Here is a 20812-nt window from a genome sequence, read left to right as displayed (position 1 = left end):
CTACATGTCCGTGGAGTAGCGGATCCCGCCGTCGGGGATCACGACCCCGGGCCAGACCCGGGCCCCGCGCAACAACTCGCAGCGCGCACCGATGTCCGCGCCGTCGCCGATCACCCCGTCGCGGATCAGCGCCCGGTGCCCGATGCGCGCGCCGAAGCCGATGATCGACCGTTCGACCATCGCCCCGGCCTCGATCCGGGCGCCGTCGAAGACCACGGCGCCGTCCAGTCGGGCTCCGGCCCCGATCTCGGCGCCGCGTCCGACCACGGTCCCCCCGATGAGGACCGCCCCGGCGCCGACCCCCGCGCCCTCGTGGACGAGTGCCTCGCCGTGGTGGCTCTCGAGTGCGGGCGACGGCGCGATTCCGCGCACCAGGTCGGAGGACCCGCGGACGAAGTCCTCGGGAGTCCCCATGTCGCGCCAGTAGGCCGAGTCGACGAAGGCGTAGACCCGCTTGTCCTCGGCGAGCAGCTGCGGGAAGGTCTCACGCTCCACCGAGACGGGGACGCCCTCGGGGATCTGTGCGATCAGCTCGCGCCGGAAGACGTAGCAACCGGCGTTGATCTGATCGGTCGGCGGGTCCTGAGTCTTCTCCAGGAATTCCAGGACCCGGCCGTCGTCATCGGTCGGCACACAGCCGAACGCACGGGGATCGGAGACCCTGACCAGGTGCATCGTCAGGTCGGCGTTCTTGGCGTGGTGGAGGTCGAGGATCCGGGTGAGGTCGGTACCACCCAGCACGTCGCCGTTGAACACCATGATCGTCGACGCGGTGAGCTCGTCCAGGACGTTGCGGATGCCGCCGCCCGTGCCCAGGGGCTCGGTCTCCACCACGTAGGTCAGTTCCAGGTCGAGGTCGGACCCGTCCCCGAAGTGCTCCTCGAACACCTCCGCCTTGAACGACGTGCCCAGCACCACGCGCCGGATGCCCGCCGCCCGGATCCGCGAGAGCAGATGGGTGAGGAAGGGCAGACCGGCCGTGGGCAACATGGGCTTGGGCGCCGAGATGGTCAGCGGCCGCAGGCGGGTCCCCTTGCCGCCCACCAGGACCACCGCCTCGGTGTCGGCGATCAGATCGCGCGGCTCGGCACTGGAGGGGGTCGTCGAGGTCACAGTCCTACTCCCGATGTCGTGGGCCCCGGCCGCGCGCTCGCGCGGCCCACACGGGCCGGTGGATGGTCTCGTCCCGCGTCAGCGCAGCTCGCGCCGGGCTGATCGGATCGCGAGGCGGCACCGCAGTTCCAGGCCCGCCCTCAGCGCCCAGCGTATCGGTGCCTGCCACGCGGCCGGATGCCTGTCCGCCTGGAACAGGTACGCGCTGTTGTGGTGTGCCCGGAGGGTGAACTCCGGCACGGTCCGTGCAGCGTGTCCCTGGTCGTGGTGGATCACCGACGACGGCACGTAGACGCTCTGCCACCCGGCCCGGCCGAGCCGGTCCCCCAGGTCCACGTCCTCCAGGTACATGAAGTACCGCTCGTCGAACCCGCCTAGCGCGTCGAACGCCTCACGCCGCAGCAGCAGGCACGACCCGGACAACCACCCCGCGGTCCGCTCGGAATCCATGTCGGAGTCGTCGAGGTAGTGGGCGGTCCACGGGTTACCCGGCCACACCGGTCCCAGAAGGGCGTGGCCGATACCGGCGCCGAGCCGCGGCACGGCGCGGGCCGAGGGGTACACGGAACCGTCGGTCTCCGCGATCCTCGGGCCGAACGCCGCCGCCCTGGGCCACCGGCCGGCGGCGTCGAGCAGGGCGTCCACGGAACCCGGCTCGAACCACACGTCCGGATTGACGACCAGCACGAACTCCTGGTCGAAATCCCCTGGGCGCCGGGAGATCTCGGTGACGGCACGGTTGATCGCGGTCCCGTACCCCAGGTTCCCGCCCGTCGGGAAGAACTCGGCGAAGTCGTGCGCGGCCGCCGCCGCCTCGGGCGCGCCGTCGGTGGAGCCGTTGTCCGCCATCACCAACCCCACCGGCCGCGTCGTGGACCCGGGCAGGGTCTCGATGAAGCGGCGGAGGTGGTCGCCGGGTGAGTAGGTCACCGTCACGACGGGCAGTCGGGTCGTCACGCGCAACACCCTACGACGCCGCACGCCGATTCCGACGCCCGGCGCGCGGCGCGGTACCGTGGGGTCATCATCGGCGGCCTCGCGCGGTCCCCGTGCCACACCGACGGCACCGCCCCGCGGGCCGGTCACTCCTCTCACGAGAGCGGACCGACCGCCCCGATTCGACGACAAGGACGGTGGATGAGCGCCGAGCTACCAGCGACGCCCCGGCGCGCACCCGCCCCCGGGCGCGGTCGGCGCCACGCGACCCCCTCCCGCCCGCTGGGCTCGCGGATCGCCCGTACCCTCGCCGCACTGGCGTCCGTCTTCTGTCTCCTGGTGACCGGCGTGGGCTGGTCGCTGTTCAACGGTCTGAGCTCCGACCTGTCCTCCGCCGGAGGGCTCGACGTGGGGGACGGCGGGCTCGACGGCGCCGTCGACATCCTCCTGGTGGGGACGGACAACCGCACCGACGCGCAGGGCAACGCGCTCAGCCAGGAGGAACTGGCCACCGTCCGGACCGGCGAGGACGAGGGCGAGAACACGGACACGATCCTGCTCATCCGGATCCCGGAGGACGGGAGCTCGGCCACCGCGATCTCGATCCCACGGGACGTCTACGTGGAGACCCGCGAGATCGGGGGAAGCAAGATCAACGGTGTCTACGCCGGATACAAACAGACGTACCTCGATCAGGCCGTGGCCGCCGACCCCGACGGTGCGCTCACGGAGCAGGACCAACGCGACGCCGTCCAGGCCGGCCGCAACGGGTTGATCAACACCGTCCGCGATCTCACCGGCGTGCAGGCCGACCACTACGCCGAGATCGGGTTGCTGGGATTCGTCCTGCTCACCGACGCCGTCGGTGGCGTGCCGGTGTGCCTGAACGAGGACGTCGACGAACCGCTGTCCGGTGCGAACTTCCGGGCCGGGGTCCAGACCGTGTCCGGGTCAGACGCCCTGAGCTTCGTGCGTCAACGGCACGACCTGCCCGCAGGCGACCTCGACCGGATCGTCCGCCAGCAGGCGTTCATGTCCCAGCTGGTCAAGAAGACCCTGTCCGCCGGCACCCTCGCGGACCCGACGAAGCTCGGAGCGCTCGTCGACGCGGCCCGACGGTCGTTCGTCATCGACGAGAACTGGGACTTCGTGGACTTCGCGATGAAGCTCCAGGACATCAGCGGCGGGAACGTGCGGTTCGAGACCATCCCGGTCACGAGCATCGACTCCTTCACCGAGTGGGGCGAGTCCATCGTCACCGTCGACCCCGACCAGGTCGCGGAGTTCGTCGGCGGATTCGCCAGCACCGACGACGCGGAGGAGGAACCGGAACAGACTGGCACTCCGGGGGTGGACCCCGCCGCCGTGACCGTCTCGGTGGTCAACACCACCGCGATCGACGGTCTCGCGGCCCGGGTCTCCGGTTCCCTGTCCGAACTCGGGTACGCCGTCGGGGACCTGCTCACCGATCCGGCCGCCGCGTACACCTCCCACGTCGCCGCCGGCTCGGCCGACGACCCGTCGGCGTTCGCGGTCTCCGACGCGCTGGGCGGGTTGCCCGTCCAGGTGGATCCCGCGGTACCCCCCGGGGCGGTCCGCGTGGTCCTGGCGGAGGACTACAGCGGTCCCACTGGCGACGCCTCCGCGACCGAGTCCTACTCCCCCGAGACCACCACCTACGCCCCGTTGCCACCGTCGATCGCGCAGCGCCCGACCTTCGACGCCGGTGGTTCGGACGTCCCCTGCGTGAACTGACCGAGCCGCACCCGACCGACCGTCCGGAGGACGACCCGTGAACACCGCCGCAGACACCGTGCTCCAGCCGCTCCTCGCAGCGGACCCGGGCGCGCCGCTGATCACGCACTACGACCTCGGCGCACCGTCCCGGATCGAGCTGTCCGTGACCTCCACCGCCAACTGGGCCGCCAAGATCGCGGGGCTCCTGCGGGACGAGGTGGGCGTGGCCCCGGGCGACGTCGTGGTGTGCGACCTCCCGGCCCACTGGCTCACCGCCGGGGTGCTCCTGGGCGTCTGGTGGGCAGGGGCCGAGGTGCGGACCGGGCAGGCCGACGACGCCGTGGCGGTGATCACCACCGCCGACCGCCTGGAACGCCACCCGGCCGACGTCGAGACGCTCCTCATGACCACCGACCCGATGGGTCGCCCGCTGGCCGCGGGCGGCGTGGACGTCCCCCCGGGCGTCATCGACCTGGCCGAGTCGTGCCGGATCCACCCCGATGCGTTCATACCGTCCGGGCAGGGTCCGTCCGCCCTGGACGGGAGGTCGGCCGAGCACCTGACGGACCCTGCCCTGTCGGGCCGCGCGCTCGTCGCCGGCCGCGAGCGGGACGACGTCGTGGGCGTCCTCGCCCGGATCCTCGCCTCGGGGGGCTCCGCCGTCCTGGTCACCGGCGCGGACCCGGATGCGCGGGAGGTGGCCGACGTGGCCACCACGGAGCGGACCACCCTGACCCTCTGACCGTCTGGGCACCCCCCACAACAAGGAAATCCGCTACCCGGGCGCCGGATCCGCTACCCGCCGGCGGGTAGCGGATCCGGCCTCGGAGTAGCGGATCTCTGGGCTCGGGCCGGGGCTGTTCTCAGGGCTCGGGGCGAGGCCCGGCGGGCGGATCAGCCCAGGAGCTGACGCGCCATGACCATGCGGTTGATCTGGTTCGTGCCCTCGTAGATCTGGGTGATCTTGGCGTCGCGCATCATGCGCTCGACCGGGAAGTCGCGGGTGTAGCCCGCGCCGCCGAAGAGCTGCACGGCGTTGGTGGTGACCTCCATCGCGACGTCCGAGGCGAACGTCTTGGACGCCGCGGCCATGAAGCCCAGCTTCTGCCCACCCGGCGCGCTGCCGCGCTCGGCGTTGGCGGCGGCCGTGTACACCATGAGGCGGGAGGCCTGCACCTTCATCGCCATGTCGGCGAGCATGAACTGGGTGTTCTGGAAGTCCGAGATCGCCTTGCCGAACTGCTTACGCTCCTTGGTGTAGGCGATCGCCGCGTCGAGCGCGCCCTGGGCGAGGCCCACGGCCTGCGCGCCGATGGTCGGGCGGGTGTGGTCCAGGGTCTGCAGCGCGGTCTTGAAGCCGGTGCCCGGCTCGCCGATGATCCGGTCACCCGGGATGCGGACGTTCTCGAAGTAGAGCTCCGCGGTGGGCGAGCCCTTGATACCGAGCTTCTTCTCCGTCTTGGAGACGCCGAAGCCCTCGTCGTCGGCGTGGACCATGAACGCGGAGATGCCGCCGGCGCCCTTCTCGGGGTCCGTCACGGCCATGACGGTGTACCAGGTGGACTTGCCGCCGTTGGTGATCCACGCCTTGCCGCCGTTGAGGATCCAGTCGTCGCCGTCCTGGCGGGCGCGGGTGCGCATGGCCGCGGCGTCAGACCCGGCCTCGCGCTCCGACAGTGCGTACGAGGCCATCGCGCCCTCGGCGATCCCGGGCAGGACCTGCTGCTTGAGGTCCTCACCACCGGCCAGGATCAAGCCCATCGTGCCGAGCTTGTTCACGGCCGGGATCAGCGAGGACGAACCGCACACGCGGGCGACCTCCTCGATGACGATGCACGCCGCGACCGAGTCCGCGCCCTGCCCGCCGTACTCCTCCGGCACGTGGACCGCGTTGAAGCCCGAGGCGTTGAGCGCGTCGAGCGCCTCCTGCGGGAACCGCTCGTTCTCGTCGACGTCCGCGGCGTGCGGCTCGATCTCCTTCTCGGAGAGGGCACGGATCGCCGCGCGGAGCTCCTCGTGCTCCTCCGCGGGCTGGTACAGGTCGAAGTCGGGGTTACCGGACATGTGCGGTCCTCCAAGAGGGAATCGTCGGTGCTGATCGCGCGGCGGACACCGTCCGGGGCACCTCCCGGCGATGCCGACGACGCACCTTCACCGTCGATATCGCCGCGGGGTCTGACGTGCCGCGCCCGGCCATCCAAGTTACCAGTCGCGCACCGCTCGCCCCTCCCGGGCGGCGGGCCCCCCGGGCCGGGCGGACAGGGCCGCGGAGGACGGGGTGGATCAGCCCAGAAGGCTCTGCCGCAGCGCGGCGTCCTTGTGCTCCACCATCGCCTCCAGATCGGCCTGGAAACCCTCCATCCGGGACCGGAGCGCGGGGTCGGAGGCGGCGAGGATCCGGACCGCCAGGAGCCCGGCGTTGCGGGCCCCGCCGATCGACACGGTGGCCACGGGCACCCCCGCCGGCATCTGCACGATCGAGAGCAGCGAGTCCATACCGTCGAGGTGCTTGAGGGGCACCGGAACACCGATGACCGGGAGCGGGGTGGCGGAGGCGACCATCCCGGGCAGATGTGCGGCCCCGCCGGCACCGGCGATCACCACCCGGATACCCCGGCCCGCGGCCGAGCGGGCGTAGTCGAGCATCTTCTGCGGGGTCCGGTGCGCCGAGACCACGCCCACCTCGAAGGGGATCCCGAACTCGGCGAGCGCCTCCGCGGCCCCCTCCATGGTCGGCCAGTCGGAGTCGCTGCCCATGATCAGACCGACCTGCGGCCCGCCCTGTGGTGCGGTCATGGTGGTGCCTTTCGTCGAAGGGAGGTGGCGTCAGCGGTCGAAGTCGCCGACCGGCGCCCCCGTGTGGGGGTCCCAGCCGTCGGCCCATTCCCCGTGGGACAGCCAGTGGGCGGCGTGCTCGGCCACCGCGCGGACCGTGGCAACCTGGTCGGCGTCATCCGGGTCGACCCCGGGGTCGGCGAGGACGTTGACGTGCCCGATCTTGCGCCCCGGCCGCTCGGACTTCCCGTAGAGGTGGACCTTGGCGTGCGGGAACCGGGCCCCGAGGTGGTGCACCCGCTCGTCCATGCTCATCTCCGGGGTCCGTGCCGCACCGAGCACGTTGGCCATCACGGTCACGGGAGCCGTCGGTACGGTGGAGCCCAGTGGATAGTCGAGAACGGCCCGCAGATGCTGCTCGAACTGGCTGGTGGTGGCTCCGTCCATGGTCCAGTGGCCGGAGTTGTGCGGACGCATCGCCAGTTCGTTGACCAGCACACCCGGGCGGCCGTCGGAACCGGTGACCTCGAAGAGTTCGACCGCCATCACCCCGGTGACGTCGAGGTGTTCGGCCAGGCGCAGGGCGGTGGCCTGGACCGCGGAGCGGAGATCGTCGGGCAGCCCGGTGGCCGGTGCCACCACCACCGCGCAGATACCGTCGCGCTGGACCGTCTCCACGACGGGCCACACCGCCCCCTGGCCGAACGGCGAGCGGGCGACGAGCGCGGAGAGCTCCCGGGTCCACGGCACCCGCGCCTCGGCCATCATCGGAACACCGGAGTCGAGTTGCTCCGTCGCGATGCGCTCGGCCTCCTCCAGCGAGCCCGGCATCCACACGCCGCGGCCGTCGTAGCCGCCACGCGCGGCCTTGAGGACGATGTGCCCCTCCTGCTCGCCGTGGAATCGCCGGACGTCCTCGACCGAATCGACCGCCGTGAACGGCGGGATCGGCGCCCCGATCTCCTCGAGCGCGCGGCGCATGACCAGCTTGTCCTGGGCGTGGATGAGCGCCGAGGCCCGGGGCCGCACGGCCACGCCGGCGGACTCGAGCTCGACGAGGATCTCCGGCGGCACGTGCTCGTGGTCGAAGGTCATCACGTCGGCGCCGGCCGCGACACCCCGGACCGCGTCCGGGTCGTCGTGGGCGCCGATCACGACGTCGGGGGTGACCTGCGCAGCCGGGTCCTGCGGGTCGGCGGCGAGGACGCGCAGGGTCTGTCCGAGCGCCACCGCCGACTGGTGGGTCATACGGGCGAGCTGCCCGCCTCCGATCATCGCCACGACGGGCGAACCGAGGGGATTGCGGCGGATGCGCGAGTCGTCGTTCACGTGGTCCATGTTCTCACGCGTGGTGGGGAGGTCACCGCCGCCCCGGCAGCCCCCAGCGGAAGCGGGGTGGCGGGGCGAGCGGGCCGGGCGGGGGCACCGGGGGCAGACGGAGCAGTTCGTCGTAGACCGTGGCGTGGACCCGCGCCACGGCGGGGACATGGTCGATCTCGACCGGGGGCAGGTGCCCGCACTCGAGGATGAGACACCCGGTGCCCAGGGCCCGATCGGTGAGCGTGTGCCGGAACCGCACGGCACTGATCCGCCGCAACGGCACGTCGACGCACCGTCGCGTCGACCCTGCCGGCCGGTAGAGCACGCGTTCGTCGGTCACCACGAGGTCGGTGCGCGCCCACCGCAGCGCGGGCCACAGGCCGAAGCGCAGGACCACGAGGAGGTAGATCCCCGCGACCATCGCCCAGGTCGCGACCCGGTCCCCCGAGTGCACCACCTGCGTCTCGATGAACCCCCCGGCGATCCCGGCGAGACCGGCGCCGATCACCGTCACCAACCCGGGGCGCACGAGCGCTCGCCAGTGCGGATGACTGTGGACGATCAGCGTCTCCCCCGGAGTGACGACCGAACGGACGAACCCCACTGGTCAGCCGCCCCACCGGCCGGCGGCCGGACGCACGTGGGTGACGTCCCCGGCGGCCACGGACAGCTCCCCGTCCGGGGTGACGACGACGAGGCGGCCCTCCCTGTCCACCCGTGCGGCTCGACCGGTCCGCACGACGTCGCCCGGCAGTTCGACGCGGACCTCGGCGCCGACGGTCGAGCAGGCCGCCGAGTACTCGGCCATGAGCTCGTCCGAGATGGTCGATCCGCTCCCGCGTTCGCATCGACGCCACTGCTCGTGCCGGTGCGCCAGGGCCTCGAGGACCGCCCGTGCGACGGCGTCACGGTCGGTAGTCCCACCGGAGAGGGCGAGAGAGGTCGCGTGCGGGACGGGGAGTTGCTCCCGCGTCAGTGTCACGTTGATCCCCACACCCACCACCAGCGCGGGCAGGCGCAACTCGAAGTCCCCCTCCGCGGGGACGCCCGTCATCTCGGAGAGGATCCCCGCGATCTTGCTCCCGTCGACGAGCACGTCGTTCGGCCATTTGAGCGTGGCGTCCACCCCGCCCGCCGCCACGAGCCCGTCCCGGATCGCGAGACCCGTGACCAGGGGCAGCCACCCGAACAGGGTGGGTGAGACCGAGCCGGGCCGCAGCAGGACGCTCACCACCACCTGGGTCCGCGGAGGCGCCGTCCACGTGCGCCCGAGCCGCCCGCGTCCCGACGCCTGGTACTCGGCCAGGAGCACACTGCGGTCCGCGGCACCCAACAACGCTCGCCTCATCGCCTCGGCGTTGGTCGACCCGATCTCCTCCAGGACCTCGAGCGAGGTGTACGGCGCACCCGGCCCCTCGACCAGCTCCCGGCGGAGGGCAACGGCGTCGAGCGGGCGCGGCGATTCGGGTCCGGGGTCTGCGTGCACGACGTCCAGAGTAGGTCCGAACCCCGCCCGACGGCGGGGTCGGTGTCGGGGGAGTACACCGGGTCACGTCGCCACGGAGCCACCCGAGTCGTTAGAGTCTTACAACATGACGACTGCCTCAGAACCGGACGTGAGTGACGACGTCCAGACCGACGCTGCGACGCCCGACATCCACACGACCGCCGGGAAGCTGTCCGAGCTGCGTCGTCGGCTCGACGAAGCCCGCGCACCGATGGGACAGGCCGCGGTCGACAGGACGCACGACAAGGGCCTGATGACGGCCCGCGAGCGGATCGAGAACCTGCTCGATCCGGGCTCGTTCGTCGAGATCGACGCGCTCGCCCGCCACCGTGCCACGACCTTCGGCCTGGCCGAGCGTCGGCCGCTGGGCGACGGTGTCATCACCGGGTACGGCACCATCGACGGCCGGAGCGTGTGCGTGTTCTCGCAGGACGCCACCGTCTTCGGCGGCTCCCTCGGTGAGGTCTACGGCGAGAAGATCGTCAAGGTCATGGACCTGGCGCTCAAGACCGGCCGCCCGATGATCGGCATCAACCACGGCGCCGGCGCCCGCATCCAGGAGGGTGTGGTCTCGCTCGGCCTCTACGGCGAGATCTTCCACCGCAACGTCCAGGCATCCGGCGTGATCCCCCAGGTGTCCCTGATCATGGGTCCCTCCGCAGGTGGCCATGTCTACTCCCCCGCCCTCACCGACTTCACCGTGATGGTCGACAAGACCTCGCAGATGTTCGTCACCGGCCCGGACGTCATCAAGACGGTCACCGGCGAGGAGGTCACCCAGGAGGAGCTCGGCGGCGCCACCACGCACATGACCAAGTCGGGCGTCTCGCACTACACCGCGAACGACGAGCAGGACGCCCTCGACTACGTCAAGGACCTGCTGTCCTACCTGCCCAGCAACAACCGGGCCGAGGCTCCCCGCTTCCCGGTCCCGCCGACCGAGGGCGCGATCGAGGACAACCTCACCCTCGAGGACCACGAGCTGGACACGATCATCCCGGACTCCTCCAACAGCCCGTACGACATGCACGAGGTCATCTCGCACATCGTCGACGACGGCGAGTTCCTCGAGACCCAGGCGCAGTACGCCATGAACGTGATCGTCGGGTTCGGCCGCGTCGAGGGCCGCAGCGTCGGCGTGGTGGCCAACCAGCCCACCCAGTTCGCGGGTTGCCTGGACATCAAGGCCTCGGAGAAGGCCGCGCGCTTCGTCCGCACCTGCGACGCCTTCAACATCCCCATCCTCACCCTGGTCGACGTCCCCGGCTTCCTGCCGGGCACGGGCCAGGAGTTCGACGGGATCATCCGCCGCGGCGCGAAGCTGCTGTACGCCTACGGTGAGGCCACCGTCGGCAAGGTCACCGTGATCACCCGCAAGGCCTACGGCGGCGCGTACGACGTCATGGGGTCCAAGCACATGGGCGCCGACATCAACCTGGCGTGGCCGACGGCCGAGATCGCCGTCATGGGCGCGTCCGGCGCCGTCGGGTTCGTCTACCGCGACCAGCTCAAGCAGGCCGCGGCGAACGGGGACGACGTCGACGCGCTCCGACTCAAGCTCCAGGCCGAGTACGAGGACACCCTCGTCAACCCGTACGTCGCCGCCGAGCGGGGTTACGTCGACGCCGTCATCCCGCCGTCGCACACCCGGCTGCAGGTGGCCCAGGCGCTCCGCCTGCTCGACCGCAAGGTCGTCGAGGTGCCCGCCAAGAAGCACGGGAACATCCCGCTGTGACCGCCGCCGAGCAGGAGCAGGCCTCGGCGGACAAGGCCTCGGCGGACAAGGCCGCGGAGGACAAGGCCGCAGCGCCGTTCTTCCAGATCGTGCGCGGCAACCCCACCGCGGTCGAGGTGGGCGTCCTGGCCGCCGTGCTCGCGACCGCGCAGGGGAACGCCGTGCACGAGGGCGAGTTCCCCACGGGCATCAAGGACGACTGGGGGTCCTACGAGGACCGACTACGGCCGCCGTTCGGGTACAACCCCACGTCGTTCCTCAACCGCCGCCAGTACTGACCCGACCATCCCCGGCAGCACCACACAGCCGCCCCCGGCCCTGCACGCCCGCGCGCACCGAAGCGCGGGCCGGAGTGCAGAGCCAGGGGCGGCTGCGGTGTCTGCGCACACCCACCACCAGGAGGCGCCGCGTGTCCGACGAGTCCACCGCCCCCGACCACACCGCCCCTGACCACAACCTCTCCGGCCGCACCTCCGCGCGTGACGACCGTGATCACGGCAGCCGCGCCGGGACCACCGAGGGCACCGCCACCCACCTCACCGACATCATCGGTCGCGCCGAGCCGTTCGAGAACCGGCCGCGGGCCTCCGTCGTGCACGACGACGAGACCGCGAAGATCGTGGCGTTCGAGTTCGCGGAGGGTCACGAGCTCGGCGACCACGCGGCCCACCACCCGATCCTGGTCCAGGTACTGCGGGGCCGGGTGGCGTTCGGCCTCCCCGACCGAACGGTCGTCCTGCTGCCCGGCGAGATGCTCCACCTCACCGCGGGGCTGCGGCACTCGGTGCGCGCGATCGACCCCACCACGCTCACCGTCACCATGCTGCTGCCGCGGACCTGAGGCCCTGGCTACGCTGGGCCCATGATCACGTTCGTCCTCGCCTCGGCCTCCCCATCCCGCCTGCGGATCCTCCAGCAGGCCGGCGTGGACCCGCTCATCCGACACCCGCAGGTCGACGAGGACGCCCTCCAGGCCGCACTCCCCGCGGCCACCCCGCATGTGCGCGTGGTGGAGGAGCTCGCCCGCGCGAAGGCGGAGGACGTCCTCGGACGGGAGGGGGAGTCCCTCGCGGCCGAGGCCCGGACCGCGGGGGCCGACACGCTCGTCGTGGTGGGATGCGATTCGATGCTCCTGGTCGACGGCCGGCTCGAGGGCAAGCCTCACACCTACGAGCGGGCGATGGAGCGGTGGCGGAAGATGCGCGGTCGTCACGGGGTCCTGATCACCGGCCACGCCCTGATGGTCGCCGACCTCACCGGCGACGGACCCCTCGTCGTCAGCAGTAGTGGGACCGACACCTCCGACACCACCGTTCACTTCGGCGCGCCGTCGGACGCCGACCTGGACGTCTACCTCCGCACCGGCGAACCCCTCGAGTGCGCGGGCGCCTTCACCATCGAGTCGCTCGGCGGCTGGTTCATCGACCGGATCGACGGCGACCCGTCGAGCGTCATCGGACTCAGTCTGCCGCTGCTGCGGCGCCTCCTCGAGGCCGCCGGAATCCACGCCCACCAGTTGTGGCGTCCCGAGCTCCGCACCTGAACAGCAGGTCAGAGAGGCGGCGAGGTGCCCGTCCCGCCCCCATCGGCCAGCCCTTGGACCCCCAATCCCACACATGAGGGGGGCCTCTCATTAGACTGCTGGAGAATATCGGTGCCCCTACCGGGCGCACCGGTCTAAGAGACGTCCATCACCAGGAGGCCCTGAGTGCCCAGTCATGCCAGCTCTCACATCACCAAGGTCCTCGTCGCCAACCGCGGCGAGATCGCTGTACGTGTGATCCGCGCGGCGAAGGACGCCGGTCTGGCCAGCGTGGCCGTGTACGCCGAGCCCGACGCCGATGCCCTGTTCGTCAAGCTGGCCGACGAGGCCTTCGCCCTGGGAGGCACCACCTCCGCGGAGTCGTACCTGGTCTTCGACAAGATCCTCGACGCCGCCGCCAAGTCCGGGGCCGACGCCATCCACCCCGGGTACGGCTTCCTCTCCGAGAACGCCGACTTCGCGCAGGCCGTCATCGACGCCGGACTGATCTGGATCGGGCCGCCGCCGAGTGCCATCCGCGACCTCGGCGACAAGGTCACCGCCCGCCACATCGCCGAGCGCGCCAAGGCTCCGATGGCGGCCGGCACCAAGGACCCGGTCGCCAATGCCGACGAGGTCGTGAAGTTCGCGGAGGAGTACGGACTGCCCATCGCCATCAAGGCCGCCTTCGGTGGCGGCGGGCGCGGGATGAAGGTCGCCCACGAGATGTCCGAGGTCGCCGAGCTCTTCGACTCGGCCACCCGTGAGGCCACCGCCGCCTTCGGTCGCGGCGAGTGCTTCGTCGAGCAGTACCTCGACAAGGCGCGTCACGTCGAGGCCCAGGTCCTCGCCGACCAGCACGGCAACGTCGTCGTCGCCGGAACCCGCGACTGCTCGCTGCAGCGCCGCTTCCAGAAGCTCGTCGAGGAGGCCCCCGCCCCGTTCCTCACCGACGACCAGCGCAAGCGGATCCACGACTCCGCCAAGGCCATCTGCAAGGAGGCCGGCTACTACGGCGCCGGCACCGTGGAGTACATGGTCCAGGGCGACACGATCTCCTTCCTCGAGGTCAACACCCGCCTCCAGGTGGAACACCCGGTCACCGAGGAGACCGCGGGCATCGACCTCGTGCTGCAGCAGTTCAAGATCGCCGAGGGCGAGGTGCTCGAGTTCACCGAGGACCCGACCCCGCGCGGCCACGCCTTCGAGTTCCGCATCAACGGTGAGGACGCCGGCCGCGGTTTCCTACCCGCCCCCGGCACCATCACCGGCTACCACGAGCCCAGTGGGCCGGGCGTCCGCGTCGACTCCGGCGTCGAGCAGGGCGACACGATCGGTGGCCAGTTCGACTCGATGCTGGCGAAGCTGATCGTGTGGGGCGAGGACCGCGACCAGGCGCTCGCGCGGTCGGCCCGTGCCCTCGCGGAGTTCACCGTCGAGGGAATGGCCACCGTCATCCCGTTCCACGCCCACGTCGTCGCCAACCCCGCCTTCGTGGGTGACGGGAAGGGCTTCGACGTCTACACCAAGTGGATCGAGGAGGAGTGGGACAACCCGATCGAGCCGTGGAGCGCCACCGGCGCCCCCGCCGACGACGACGAGCCGGTCGAGCGCAAGAAGGTCGTCGTCGAGGTGGACGGCCGCCGCGTCGAGGTCTCGCTTCCCGGTGACCTGGCCTTCGGCGGGTCGCACAACGGTGGCACCGTCCGCCGCAAGGCCAAGGCCCGCACCCGCGGCGGGGCCGCCGGCGCCGCCGCCTCCGGGGACGCCGTCTCGGCCCCCATGCAGGGCACCGTGGTGAAGGTGGCCGTCGAGGAGGGCCAGGAAGTCAAGTCCGGTGAGCTCATCGCCGTGCTCGAGGCCATGAAGATGGAGAACCCGGTCACCGCCCACAAGGACGGCGTCGTCACCGACCTGTCCGTGGACGCCGGCGCCGCGGTCACCCAGGGAACGGTGCTCTGCGAGATCAAGTGAGCCGCTGACGGCGCCGTCCACCCGGGCGGCGTCGTCGGCCCACCGCCGCGCGCCCGGCCCCACCGGCCCCTGGTCAGGCTCTCGGTCAGGCTCCCGGTCAGGCCGGGTGGTCGACGACCGGCTCTGCGCTCGCGGGATCGACGGCCGCCTCGACCAGGAACTCGCGGACCTCTGGGACGCCGCGGAGGAAGCCGTCCGCCTCGTCGTCGGAGTCGGTCACCTGGCTGGCCAGCTCGGCGGCGACCCGTTGCTCGAACATCTCGACCTCCCGCTCGACGCGGTCGGTATCCCAGTCCAGCACCTCCGCCATGAGCTGCGCGGCCTCTCGGGCGCACGCCACCCCTCCGTGCTGGTACTCCATGGAGATCCGGGTCCGGCGGACCAGGACGTCCTCCAGGTGCAGCGCGGCCTCCGCGAGCGCGGCGTAGACGATCTCGACCCGGAGGTAGCGATCGGCGCCGTCGAGGGTCTCCAGCAGATCGGGGCGGTCCGCCGCCAGGTCCAACACGTCCTCGAGAAGCGAACCGTAGCGGTCGAGCAGGTGCTGGACATGCTCCTCCCTGATCTCGTAGTGGTCCGCGATCCGGTCCGCGCGGTTGACCATCGCCGGGTAGCCGTCGGCGCCGAGGAGGGGGATGCGATCGGTGGTGGAGGCCGGGACGGATTCCGCGCGCTCCGGTCCCAACTCGGCCACCGCTGCGTCGACCGCGTCCGCCGCCATGACCCGGTAGGTGGTGTACTTGCCGCCCGCCACCACCACGGCCCCGGGAGCCGCGCGCATCACCGCGTGTTCCCGCGAGAGCTTGGCGGTGGAGTCGGCGCCGCCCGAGAGCAGCGGGCGCAGCCCTGCGTACACACCGCGGACGTCGTCCCGCCCGATCGGGGTCGTGAGCACGGCGTTGACGTGGCCGAGGATGTAGTCGATGTCCGCGCCCGTCGCCGCCGGGTGGGCCAGATCGAGCTGCCAGTCGGTGTCGGTGGTGCCGATGATCCAGTACTCGCCCCAGGGGATCACGAAGAGCACCGACTTCTCGGTACGCAGGATGAGGGCGGCCTCCGAGTCGACCTTGTCACGGTCCACCACGATGTGGACCCCCTTGGAGGCACGGACCGTGAAGCCGCCCTCCTCGCCCAGCATCTCCTGCAGGTGGTCGGTCCACACCCCCGCCGCGTTGAGCACCACCCCGGCGCGGACGTCGGTCTCACGGCCGGTCTCGGCGTCGCGGACCCGTACGCCGGTCACCCGTTCGCCCTCCCGCAGGTACCCGATCACCTGCGTGGAGTTGGCGACCACCGCGCCGTGCAGGGCGGCGGTGCGGGCGAGCGTGAGGGTGTGACGGGCGTCGTCGACCAACGTGTCCCAGTACCGGATCCCCCCCACCACGACGTCCTCACGCAGACCCGGCGCCACGCGTCGTGCACCGGCGCGACTGTAGTGCTTTTGCGGGGGGACGCTCTTGGCGCCGCCCATGAGGTCGTAGAGGACGAACCCCGCGGCCATGTAGGGACGTTCCCAGAACCGGCGGGTGAGCGGGAAGAGGAACTTGAGCGGTTTGACCAGGTGCGGGGCCAGTCGCGTCATGCTGAGCTCGCGCTCGTGGAGGGCCTCGGCGACGAGCCCGAAGTCGAGCTGCTCCAGATACCTCAGCCCGCCGTGGAACATCTTGGAGCTGCGCGAGGATGTCCCGGCGGCGAAGTCCCGGGCCTCCACCACCGCGACACTCAGGCCGCGAGTGGCGGCGTCGACCGCGCTGCCGGTGCCCACCACACCACCACCCACGATCACGATGTCGAAGGACTCCTCCGACAACCTCCGCCATGCCTCGGCCCGGCGTTCGGGACCGAGGACGGACCGTGATCTGATCGTGGGCATCGTGCTCCCTCCGGGGCCGGGTATCGGATTCCGGCCGGTCGCGCCCGACTCTACGCCCGGGCGGACGTAGTCTGACGACGTGACGCGTAACACGTTCATCCTCGCGATCGACCAGGGGACCACGTCCTCGCGGGCCATCCTCTTCGACCACGACGGCCTGCCGGTGCCCGCGGCCACCGCCCAGGTCGAACACCGGCAGATCCTGCCGCGGGCCGGATGGGTGGAGCACGACCCGCTGGAGATCTGGGAGAACGTGCGGACGGCCATGGCCCAGGTGGCCGGCCACGCCGACCTCGAACCGGCGCTGGTGAGCGCGATCGGCATCACCAACCAGCGGGAGACCGTGGTGGTGTGGGAGCGGGAGACCGGTGAGCCGGTCTACAACGCGATCGTCTGGCAGGACACCCGGACCTCCGGGATCTGCGCTCGGTTGGCGGAGGGACACCCCGAGGGCGACGACCGGTTCCGGGACGCCACCGGGTTGCCTCTGTCCACCTACTTCGCGGGTCCGAAGATCCGGTGGATCCTCGATCACCTCGACTCCGAGGGCCGTCGCGGCACCGAGCGGGCCGAGGCCGGCGAACTGCTGGCCGGGACCATCGACTCGTGGCTGGTGTGGAATCTCACCGGTGGCCGCCGCGGCGGGACCGATGGCGAACCGGCTCTTCACGTCACCGACGTCACCAACGCCTCCCGGACCCTGCTCATGGATCTGCGGACCCTGGAGTGGTGCGACGAGCTCTGCCGCGAGATCGGGGTGCCGCGGGCGATGCTGCCCGACATCGTGCCGTCCTCGGGGGTGATCGGTCACGTGACCGAGCGGCGCATGTTCGGAGGGACCCCCATCGCGGGGATCCTCGGCGACCAACAGGCGGCCATGTTCGGCCAGACCTGCTTCGACCCCGGCGACGCCAAGAACACCTACGGGACCGGCGCGTTCCTGCTGCTCAACACCGGCACCACCCCTCAGTTCAGCGACAACGGGCTGCTCACCACCGTCTGCTACAAGCTCGGGGACGCCGACCCGGTGTACGCGCTGGAGGGCTCCGTGGCGGTGGCGGGCTCGCTGGTGCAGTGGCTGCGGGACAACCTCGGGGTGATCTCGAGCGCCGAGGAGACCGAGGAACTGGCGAAGTCACTGGAGGACAACGGCGATTGCTATCTCGTGCCCGCGTTCTCCGGACTCCTCGCCCCTCGCTGGCGTCCGGACGCGCGCGGCACCCTGGTGGGCCTGACCCGGTTCCACACCCGGGCACACCTGGCGCGGGCGGCGCTCGAGGCCACCGCGTTCCAGTCCCGCGAGATGACCGACGCGATGGCCGCCGACGCCGGCGAGACCGCCGAGGCGCTGCGGGTCGACGGCGGGATGGTGGTCAACGACTACCTGATGCAGTTCCAGGCCGACATCCTGGGCATCGACGTGATCCGGCCCGAGGTCACCGAGACCACCGCGCTGGGTGCCGCCTTCGCCGCGGGACTGGCGGTGGGCCAGTGGGACTCCCCCGACCGGCTCCGCGAGCTGTGGCGGGAGGACCGGCGGTGGGAGCCACGCATGGCCGAGGACGAGCGCGCGCGCCTGTGGGGCCGCTGGAACGACGCCGTCGAACGGACGCTGGGCTGGGCCGCCACCGAGAGCTGATCAGGCGGGCACGGGGGGCCCCGCGTGGAAGACGGCGGGACGCAACGGCGTGACCTCCACCCGGGCCCCCACCTCGAAGACCTCCCCACCGGAGACCGGGACCGCGAAACTCTGCTCGGTCCCGTCGACACACATCCGGACGAGGGTCGACGCGCCGACGAACTCGACGCCGGTGCACACGCCGTGCCCCTCCGCCCCTACCCGACGGACAGTCAGGCTCTCGGGGCGCCACAGGACGGTGCCGACCCCGCGAGCGGGCGAGTCGAGTGGGACGGCCCCGATGGTGGTGTGCGCGACCCCGCCGTCCGCGGTGGCCGGGAGCAGGACGACCTCCCCCGCCAGCTGGGCGACCTCGCGGCTCACCGGGTGGTGGTACAGCCGTTCGGGGGTGTCGACCTGGGCGAGGCGGCCGTCGATGAGCACGGCGACCCGATCGGCGGTGGCCAGCGCCTCCGCGCGGTCATGGGTGACGAGGACCGACGTCGCGCCGGACTCCGCGAGCAGTGTCGAGACCTCCGCGCGGACCCGTCCCCGCAGGGCGGCGTCGAGCGCGCTGAACGGTTCGTCCAGCAGGATCAGGCCCGAGCCCGGGGCGAGGGCGCGTGCGAGCGCGACCCGCTGTTGCTGCCCGCCGGACAGACGGGAGGGACGCTCGTCGGCGCGGTCCGCCAGCCCGACCAGCTCGAGGACCTCACGGACCCGTGCCGCCCGCTCGGCGCGGCTGCGCCACCGCGCCACGGGATAGACCGGGACGAGTCCGAAGCCGACGTTCCGGGCCACGGACAGGTGGGGGAACAGTGCGCCCTGTTGGGGGACGAGACCTATCCCTCGGTGCTGGGCGGGCAGGGGGTCCACGCGGCGGCCGTCCACGAGGATGCGTCCTGCCGAGACCGGGTGGAGCCCGGCGATCATGCGCAGGACGGTGGTCTTGCCCGACCCGGACGCACCGAGAACGGCCAGTGCCTCACCCGAGCCCACGGTCAGATCGAGGTCCCGGACGACGGTGGTCCCGCCGTACCCGCCGGCCACCCCGCGAAGTTCGAGCACTCCGCCGGCGCGCTTCCTCACCGTCATGGGGCACTCACCTGTGTCTCCTCCGAACGGGCCGAGATGGCGGTCCGTGCCGGGACGCCTCGGCCGGACCCTCCCGCACCCCACCCGAACGACCGGCCGAGCACCACGGCGGGGATCACCGCGACGGCCACCAGCATCGCGGCGTAGGGAGCGGCCTGTGAGTACGCGGCCACCTCGGTGTGGGCCCACATGGCGGAGGCCAGGGTCTCCGTCCCCGTGGGGCGCAGCAGAAGGGTCGCGGGGAGTTCCTTGGCCACGCTGAGGAACACCAGGCTGCCCCCGGCGAGAACGCCCGGCATCGCGAGCGGTGCGACGACGCGGAAGAAGGTCCGGAACCGGCCGGACCCCAGCGCCCCCGAGGCGTCCTCGAGCGCGGTCGGGATCGCGCCGATCGCGGACCGGACCACTCCCACGGCGAGCGGGAGGAACAGCACCACGTACCCGAACACGAGCATGGGCACCTGTTGGTACAGACCGGGGACCAACCGGATCCCCACGAACACCACGGCCAGCCCCACCGTGATCCCGGGGAGGGCGAAGCCGATCTGGGCGACCGCCTCGGTGGTCCGGGCGAGCGGGCCGTTCGATCGCGCCGCGAGGATGCCGATGGGCAGGGCCAGCACGATCGTCACCAGCGCGGCGATGCCCGACACCCCCGCGGTGGTGGCCGCCGCACCGAGGACTGGGCCCCACGACACGTCCACCTCGGCGGCGGCCCGCACCCACCGGACCAGCCCGACGAGCGGGGCGAGTACGCCGCCGGCCAGAACGAATCCCACCATCACCAGTGCCGGCGTCATCGACCGTCCGAGCGGGGCCCGGTCGGGAAGAGAGTCCACACCGGAGCCGACCCTGGCCACCTCACCCCGCCGGGCCCGCCGCTCACCCACCATCACCACGAGCGCCACCAGGACGAGCACACAGGCCAGGACCGCAGCGGGCACCCTGTCGAACGAGGCCCGGTAGCTGTGGTAGATCCCGACGGTGAACGCCTCGTACCGCAACATGGCCACCGCCCCGAAGTCGGAGAGCGTGTACAGCGCCACCAGCAGTGCGCCGGCAGCGACCGCGGGCCGGATCTGACGCAACGTCACACCGAGTACGGCCCTGACCGATCCCCGTCCCAGGGTCCTGGCGACCTCCTCCAGACCCGGATCGACGGTCCGCAGCGCCGCGGCCGCGGGGAGGAAGACGTACGGGTAGCAGGAGATCGTCAACACGATGACCGATCCCGTCAGACCCATGACCCCGGGGAAGTCAGCGACCCACAGGTATCCCAGGACGTAGGAGGGCATCGCCAGCGGCACGCAGAGCAGAGCGCCGACCACCGGCGCACCGGGGAGATCCGTCCGCACGGTGAGCCACGCGAGTGCGACACCCACCACCACGCTCGCCGCGGTGACGAGGACGACGAGGACGACGGTGTTGACGAGCAGCTCGGCCGAGCGGCCTGACCGGACCACCTCGATCGCATGGGCGGGACCCCGCTCACCCGCTCGGATGAACAGGTAGACCAGCGGGATGACGGCCGCGGAGCACGCGAGCGTGGCGGCCGCCCCGAGTAGGGGGCGGCCGCCACGCAGACGGGTCCGGAGGTCTATGACGGT

General features: G+C 71.6%; 18 protein-coding genes. 8 read left to right on the top strand and 10 right to left on the bottom strand.

Translation table 11 applies throughout. The annotated features are described in order from the left end of the window. Both manB and ABIE38_RS00745 read right to left on the bottom strand, forming a co-directional pair. The gene (manB, locus tag ABIE38_RS00750) at positions 1–1113 is read right to left on the bottom strand and encodes a mannose-1-phosphate guanylyltransferase (RefSeq protein ID WP_354053558.1); all 1113 of its coding nucleotides are present in this window, start codon (positions 1111–1113) and stop codon (positions 1–3) included. Between the two features lie 78 nt (positions 1114–1191). Further along, positions 1192–2070: a glycosyltransferase family 2 protein gene (locus tag ABIE38_RS00745; RefSeq protein ID WP_354053557.1), complete on the bottom strand. Its 879-nt coding sequence runs from the start codon at positions 2068–2070 to the stop codon at positions 1192–1194. A 180-nt stretch (positions 2071–2250) separates the two neighbouring features. On the opposite strand from ABIE38_RS00745, the gene ABIE38_RS00740 reads away from it, so the two are divergent. Continuing rightward, entirely contained in the window at positions 2251–3804 is a 1554-nt protein-coding gene (locus ABIE38_RS00740) for an LCP family protein (protein WP_354053556.1), read from the top strand. A gap of 37 nt (positions 3805–3841) precedes the next feature. Then, the gene (locus ABIE38_RS00735; protein ID WP_354053555.1) at positions 3842–4528 is read left to right on the top strand and encodes a TIGR03089 family protein; all 687 of its coding nucleotides are present in this window, start codon (positions 3842–3844) and stop codon (positions 4526–4528) included. A 152-nt stretch (positions 4529–4680) separates the two neighbouring features. On the opposite strand, the gene ABIE38_RS00730 is transcribed toward ABIE38_RS00735, so the two are convergent. The 5 genes from ABIE38_RS00730 to ABIE38_RS00710 all read right to left on the bottom strand — a co-directional run bounded on the left by ABIE38_RS00730 (position 4681) and on the right by ABIE38_RS00710 (position 9367). Next, the gene (locus ABIE38_RS00730; protein ID WP_179524769.1) at positions 4681–5850 is read right to left on the bottom strand and encodes an acyl-CoA dehydrogenase family protein; all 1170 of its coding nucleotides are present in this window, start codon (positions 5848–5850) and stop codon (positions 4681–4683) included. Positions 5851–6069: 219 nt separating this feature from the next. After that, positions 6070–6582, bottom strand: a complete 513-nt coding sequence (gene purE, locus ABIE38_RS00725; RefSeq protein WP_354053554.1) for a 5-(carboxyamino)imidazole ribonucleotide mutase — start codon at positions 6580–6582, stop codon at positions 6070–6072. 30 nt (positions 6583–6612) lie between these two features. Next, positions 6613–7899, bottom strand: coding sequence for a 5-(carboxyamino)imidazole ribonucleotide synthase (locus tag ABIE38_RS00720; RefSeq protein WP_354053553.1), 1287 nt, complete (start codon positions 7897–7899; stop codon positions 6613–6615). Between the two features lie 22 nt (positions 7900–7921). After that, complete coding sequence (locus tag ABIE38_RS00715; protein ID WP_354053552.1) at positions 7922–8485, bottom strand: PH domain-containing protein; 564 nt, start codon at positions 8483–8485, stop codon at positions 7922–7924. Positions 8486–8488: 3 nt separating this feature from the next. After that, positions 8489–9367, bottom strand: a complete 879-nt coding sequence (locus ABIE38_RS00710; RefSeq protein ID WP_354053551.1) for a biotin--[acetyl-CoA-carboxylase] ligase — start codon at positions 9365–9367, stop codon at positions 8489–8491. A 106-nt stretch (positions 9368–9473) separates the two neighbouring features. Between ABIE38_RS00710 and ABIE38_RS00705 the strand changes: the two genes are divergently transcribed. The 5 genes from ABIE38_RS00705 (at position 9474) to ABIE38_RS00685 (ending at position 14619) form a co-directional block, all read left to right on the top strand. Then, positions 9474–11123, top strand: a complete 1650-nt coding sequence (locus ABIE38_RS00705; protein WP_182609609.1) for an acyl-CoA carboxylase subunit beta — start codon at positions 9474–9476, stop codon at positions 11121–11123. Further along, positions 11120–11401 carry an acyl-CoA carboxylase subunit epsilon gene (locus ABIE38_RS00700; RefSeq protein WP_354053550.1) on the top strand — a complete coding sequence of 94 codons (282 nt, stop codon included), beginning with the start codon at positions 11120–11122 and terminating at the stop codon, positions 11399–11401. Before ABIE38_RS00705 ends, ABIE38_RS00700 begins: the two co-directional genes overlap by 4 nt. A 131-nt stretch (positions 11402–11532) precedes the next feature. Continuing rightward, positions 11533–11964 carry a cupin domain-containing protein gene (locus tag ABIE38_RS00695; RefSeq protein ID WP_354053549.1) on the top strand — a complete coding sequence of 144 codons (432 nt, stop codon included), beginning with the start codon at positions 11533–11535 and terminating at the stop codon, positions 11962–11964. Between the two features lie 21 nt (positions 11965–11985). Continuing rightward, on the top strand, positions 11986–12666 hold the full coding sequence (locus ABIE38_RS00690; protein WP_354053548.1) for a Maf family protein: 681 nt from the start codon (positions 11986–11988) through the stop codon (positions 12664–12666). Between the two features lie 165 nt (positions 12667–12831). Then, a complete protein-coding gene (locus tag ABIE38_RS00685) occupies positions 12832–14619 on the top strand; it encodes an acetyl/propionyl/methylcrotonyl-CoA carboxylase subunit alpha (RefSeq protein WP_179524761.1) in 1788 nt (595 codons plus the stop codon). A gap of 97 nt (positions 14620–14716) precedes the next feature. On the opposite strand, the gene ABIE38_RS00680 is transcribed toward ABIE38_RS00685, so the two are convergent. After that, on the bottom strand, positions 14717–16492 hold the full coding sequence (locus ABIE38_RS00680; protein ID WP_354053547.1) for a glycerol-3-phosphate dehydrogenase/oxidase: 1776 nt from the start codon (positions 16490–16492) through the stop codon (positions 14717–14719). A 79-nt stretch (positions 16493–16571) separates the two neighbouring features. Here ABIE38_RS00680 and glpK point away from each other — a divergent pair, with 79 nt between their 5' ends. Beyond that, on the top strand, positions 16572–18131 hold the full coding sequence (gene glpK / locus ABIE38_RS00675) for a glycerol kinase GlpK (RefSeq protein ID WP_354053546.1): 1560 nt from the start codon (positions 16572–16574) through the stop codon (positions 18129–18131). Here glpK and ABIE38_RS00670 read toward each other — a convergent pair whose 3' ends face one another. Then, positions 18132–19205 (bottom strand): ABC transporter ATP-binding protein, encoded by a 1074-nt coding sequence (locus ABIE38_RS00670; RefSeq protein ID WP_354053545.1) that lies wholly within the window; start codon positions 19203–19205, stop codon positions 18132–18134. Then, entirely contained in the window at positions 19202–20668 is a 1467-nt protein-coding gene (locus tag ABIE38_RS00665; protein WP_354053544.1) for an ABC transporter permease, read from the bottom strand. Before ABIE38_RS00665 ends, ABIE38_RS00670 begins: the two co-directional genes overlap by 4 nt. Positions 20669–20812: the final 144 nt, after the last annotated feature.

This window comes from Dietzia sp. 2505 (assembly GCF_040546785.1).
Classification (GTDB): Bacteria; Actinomycetota; Actinomycetes; order Mycobacteriales; family Mycobacteriaceae; genus Dietzia.
Note: the sequence above shows the minus strand (reverse complement) of the source record. Positions and strands in the feature narration are given on the sequence as shown.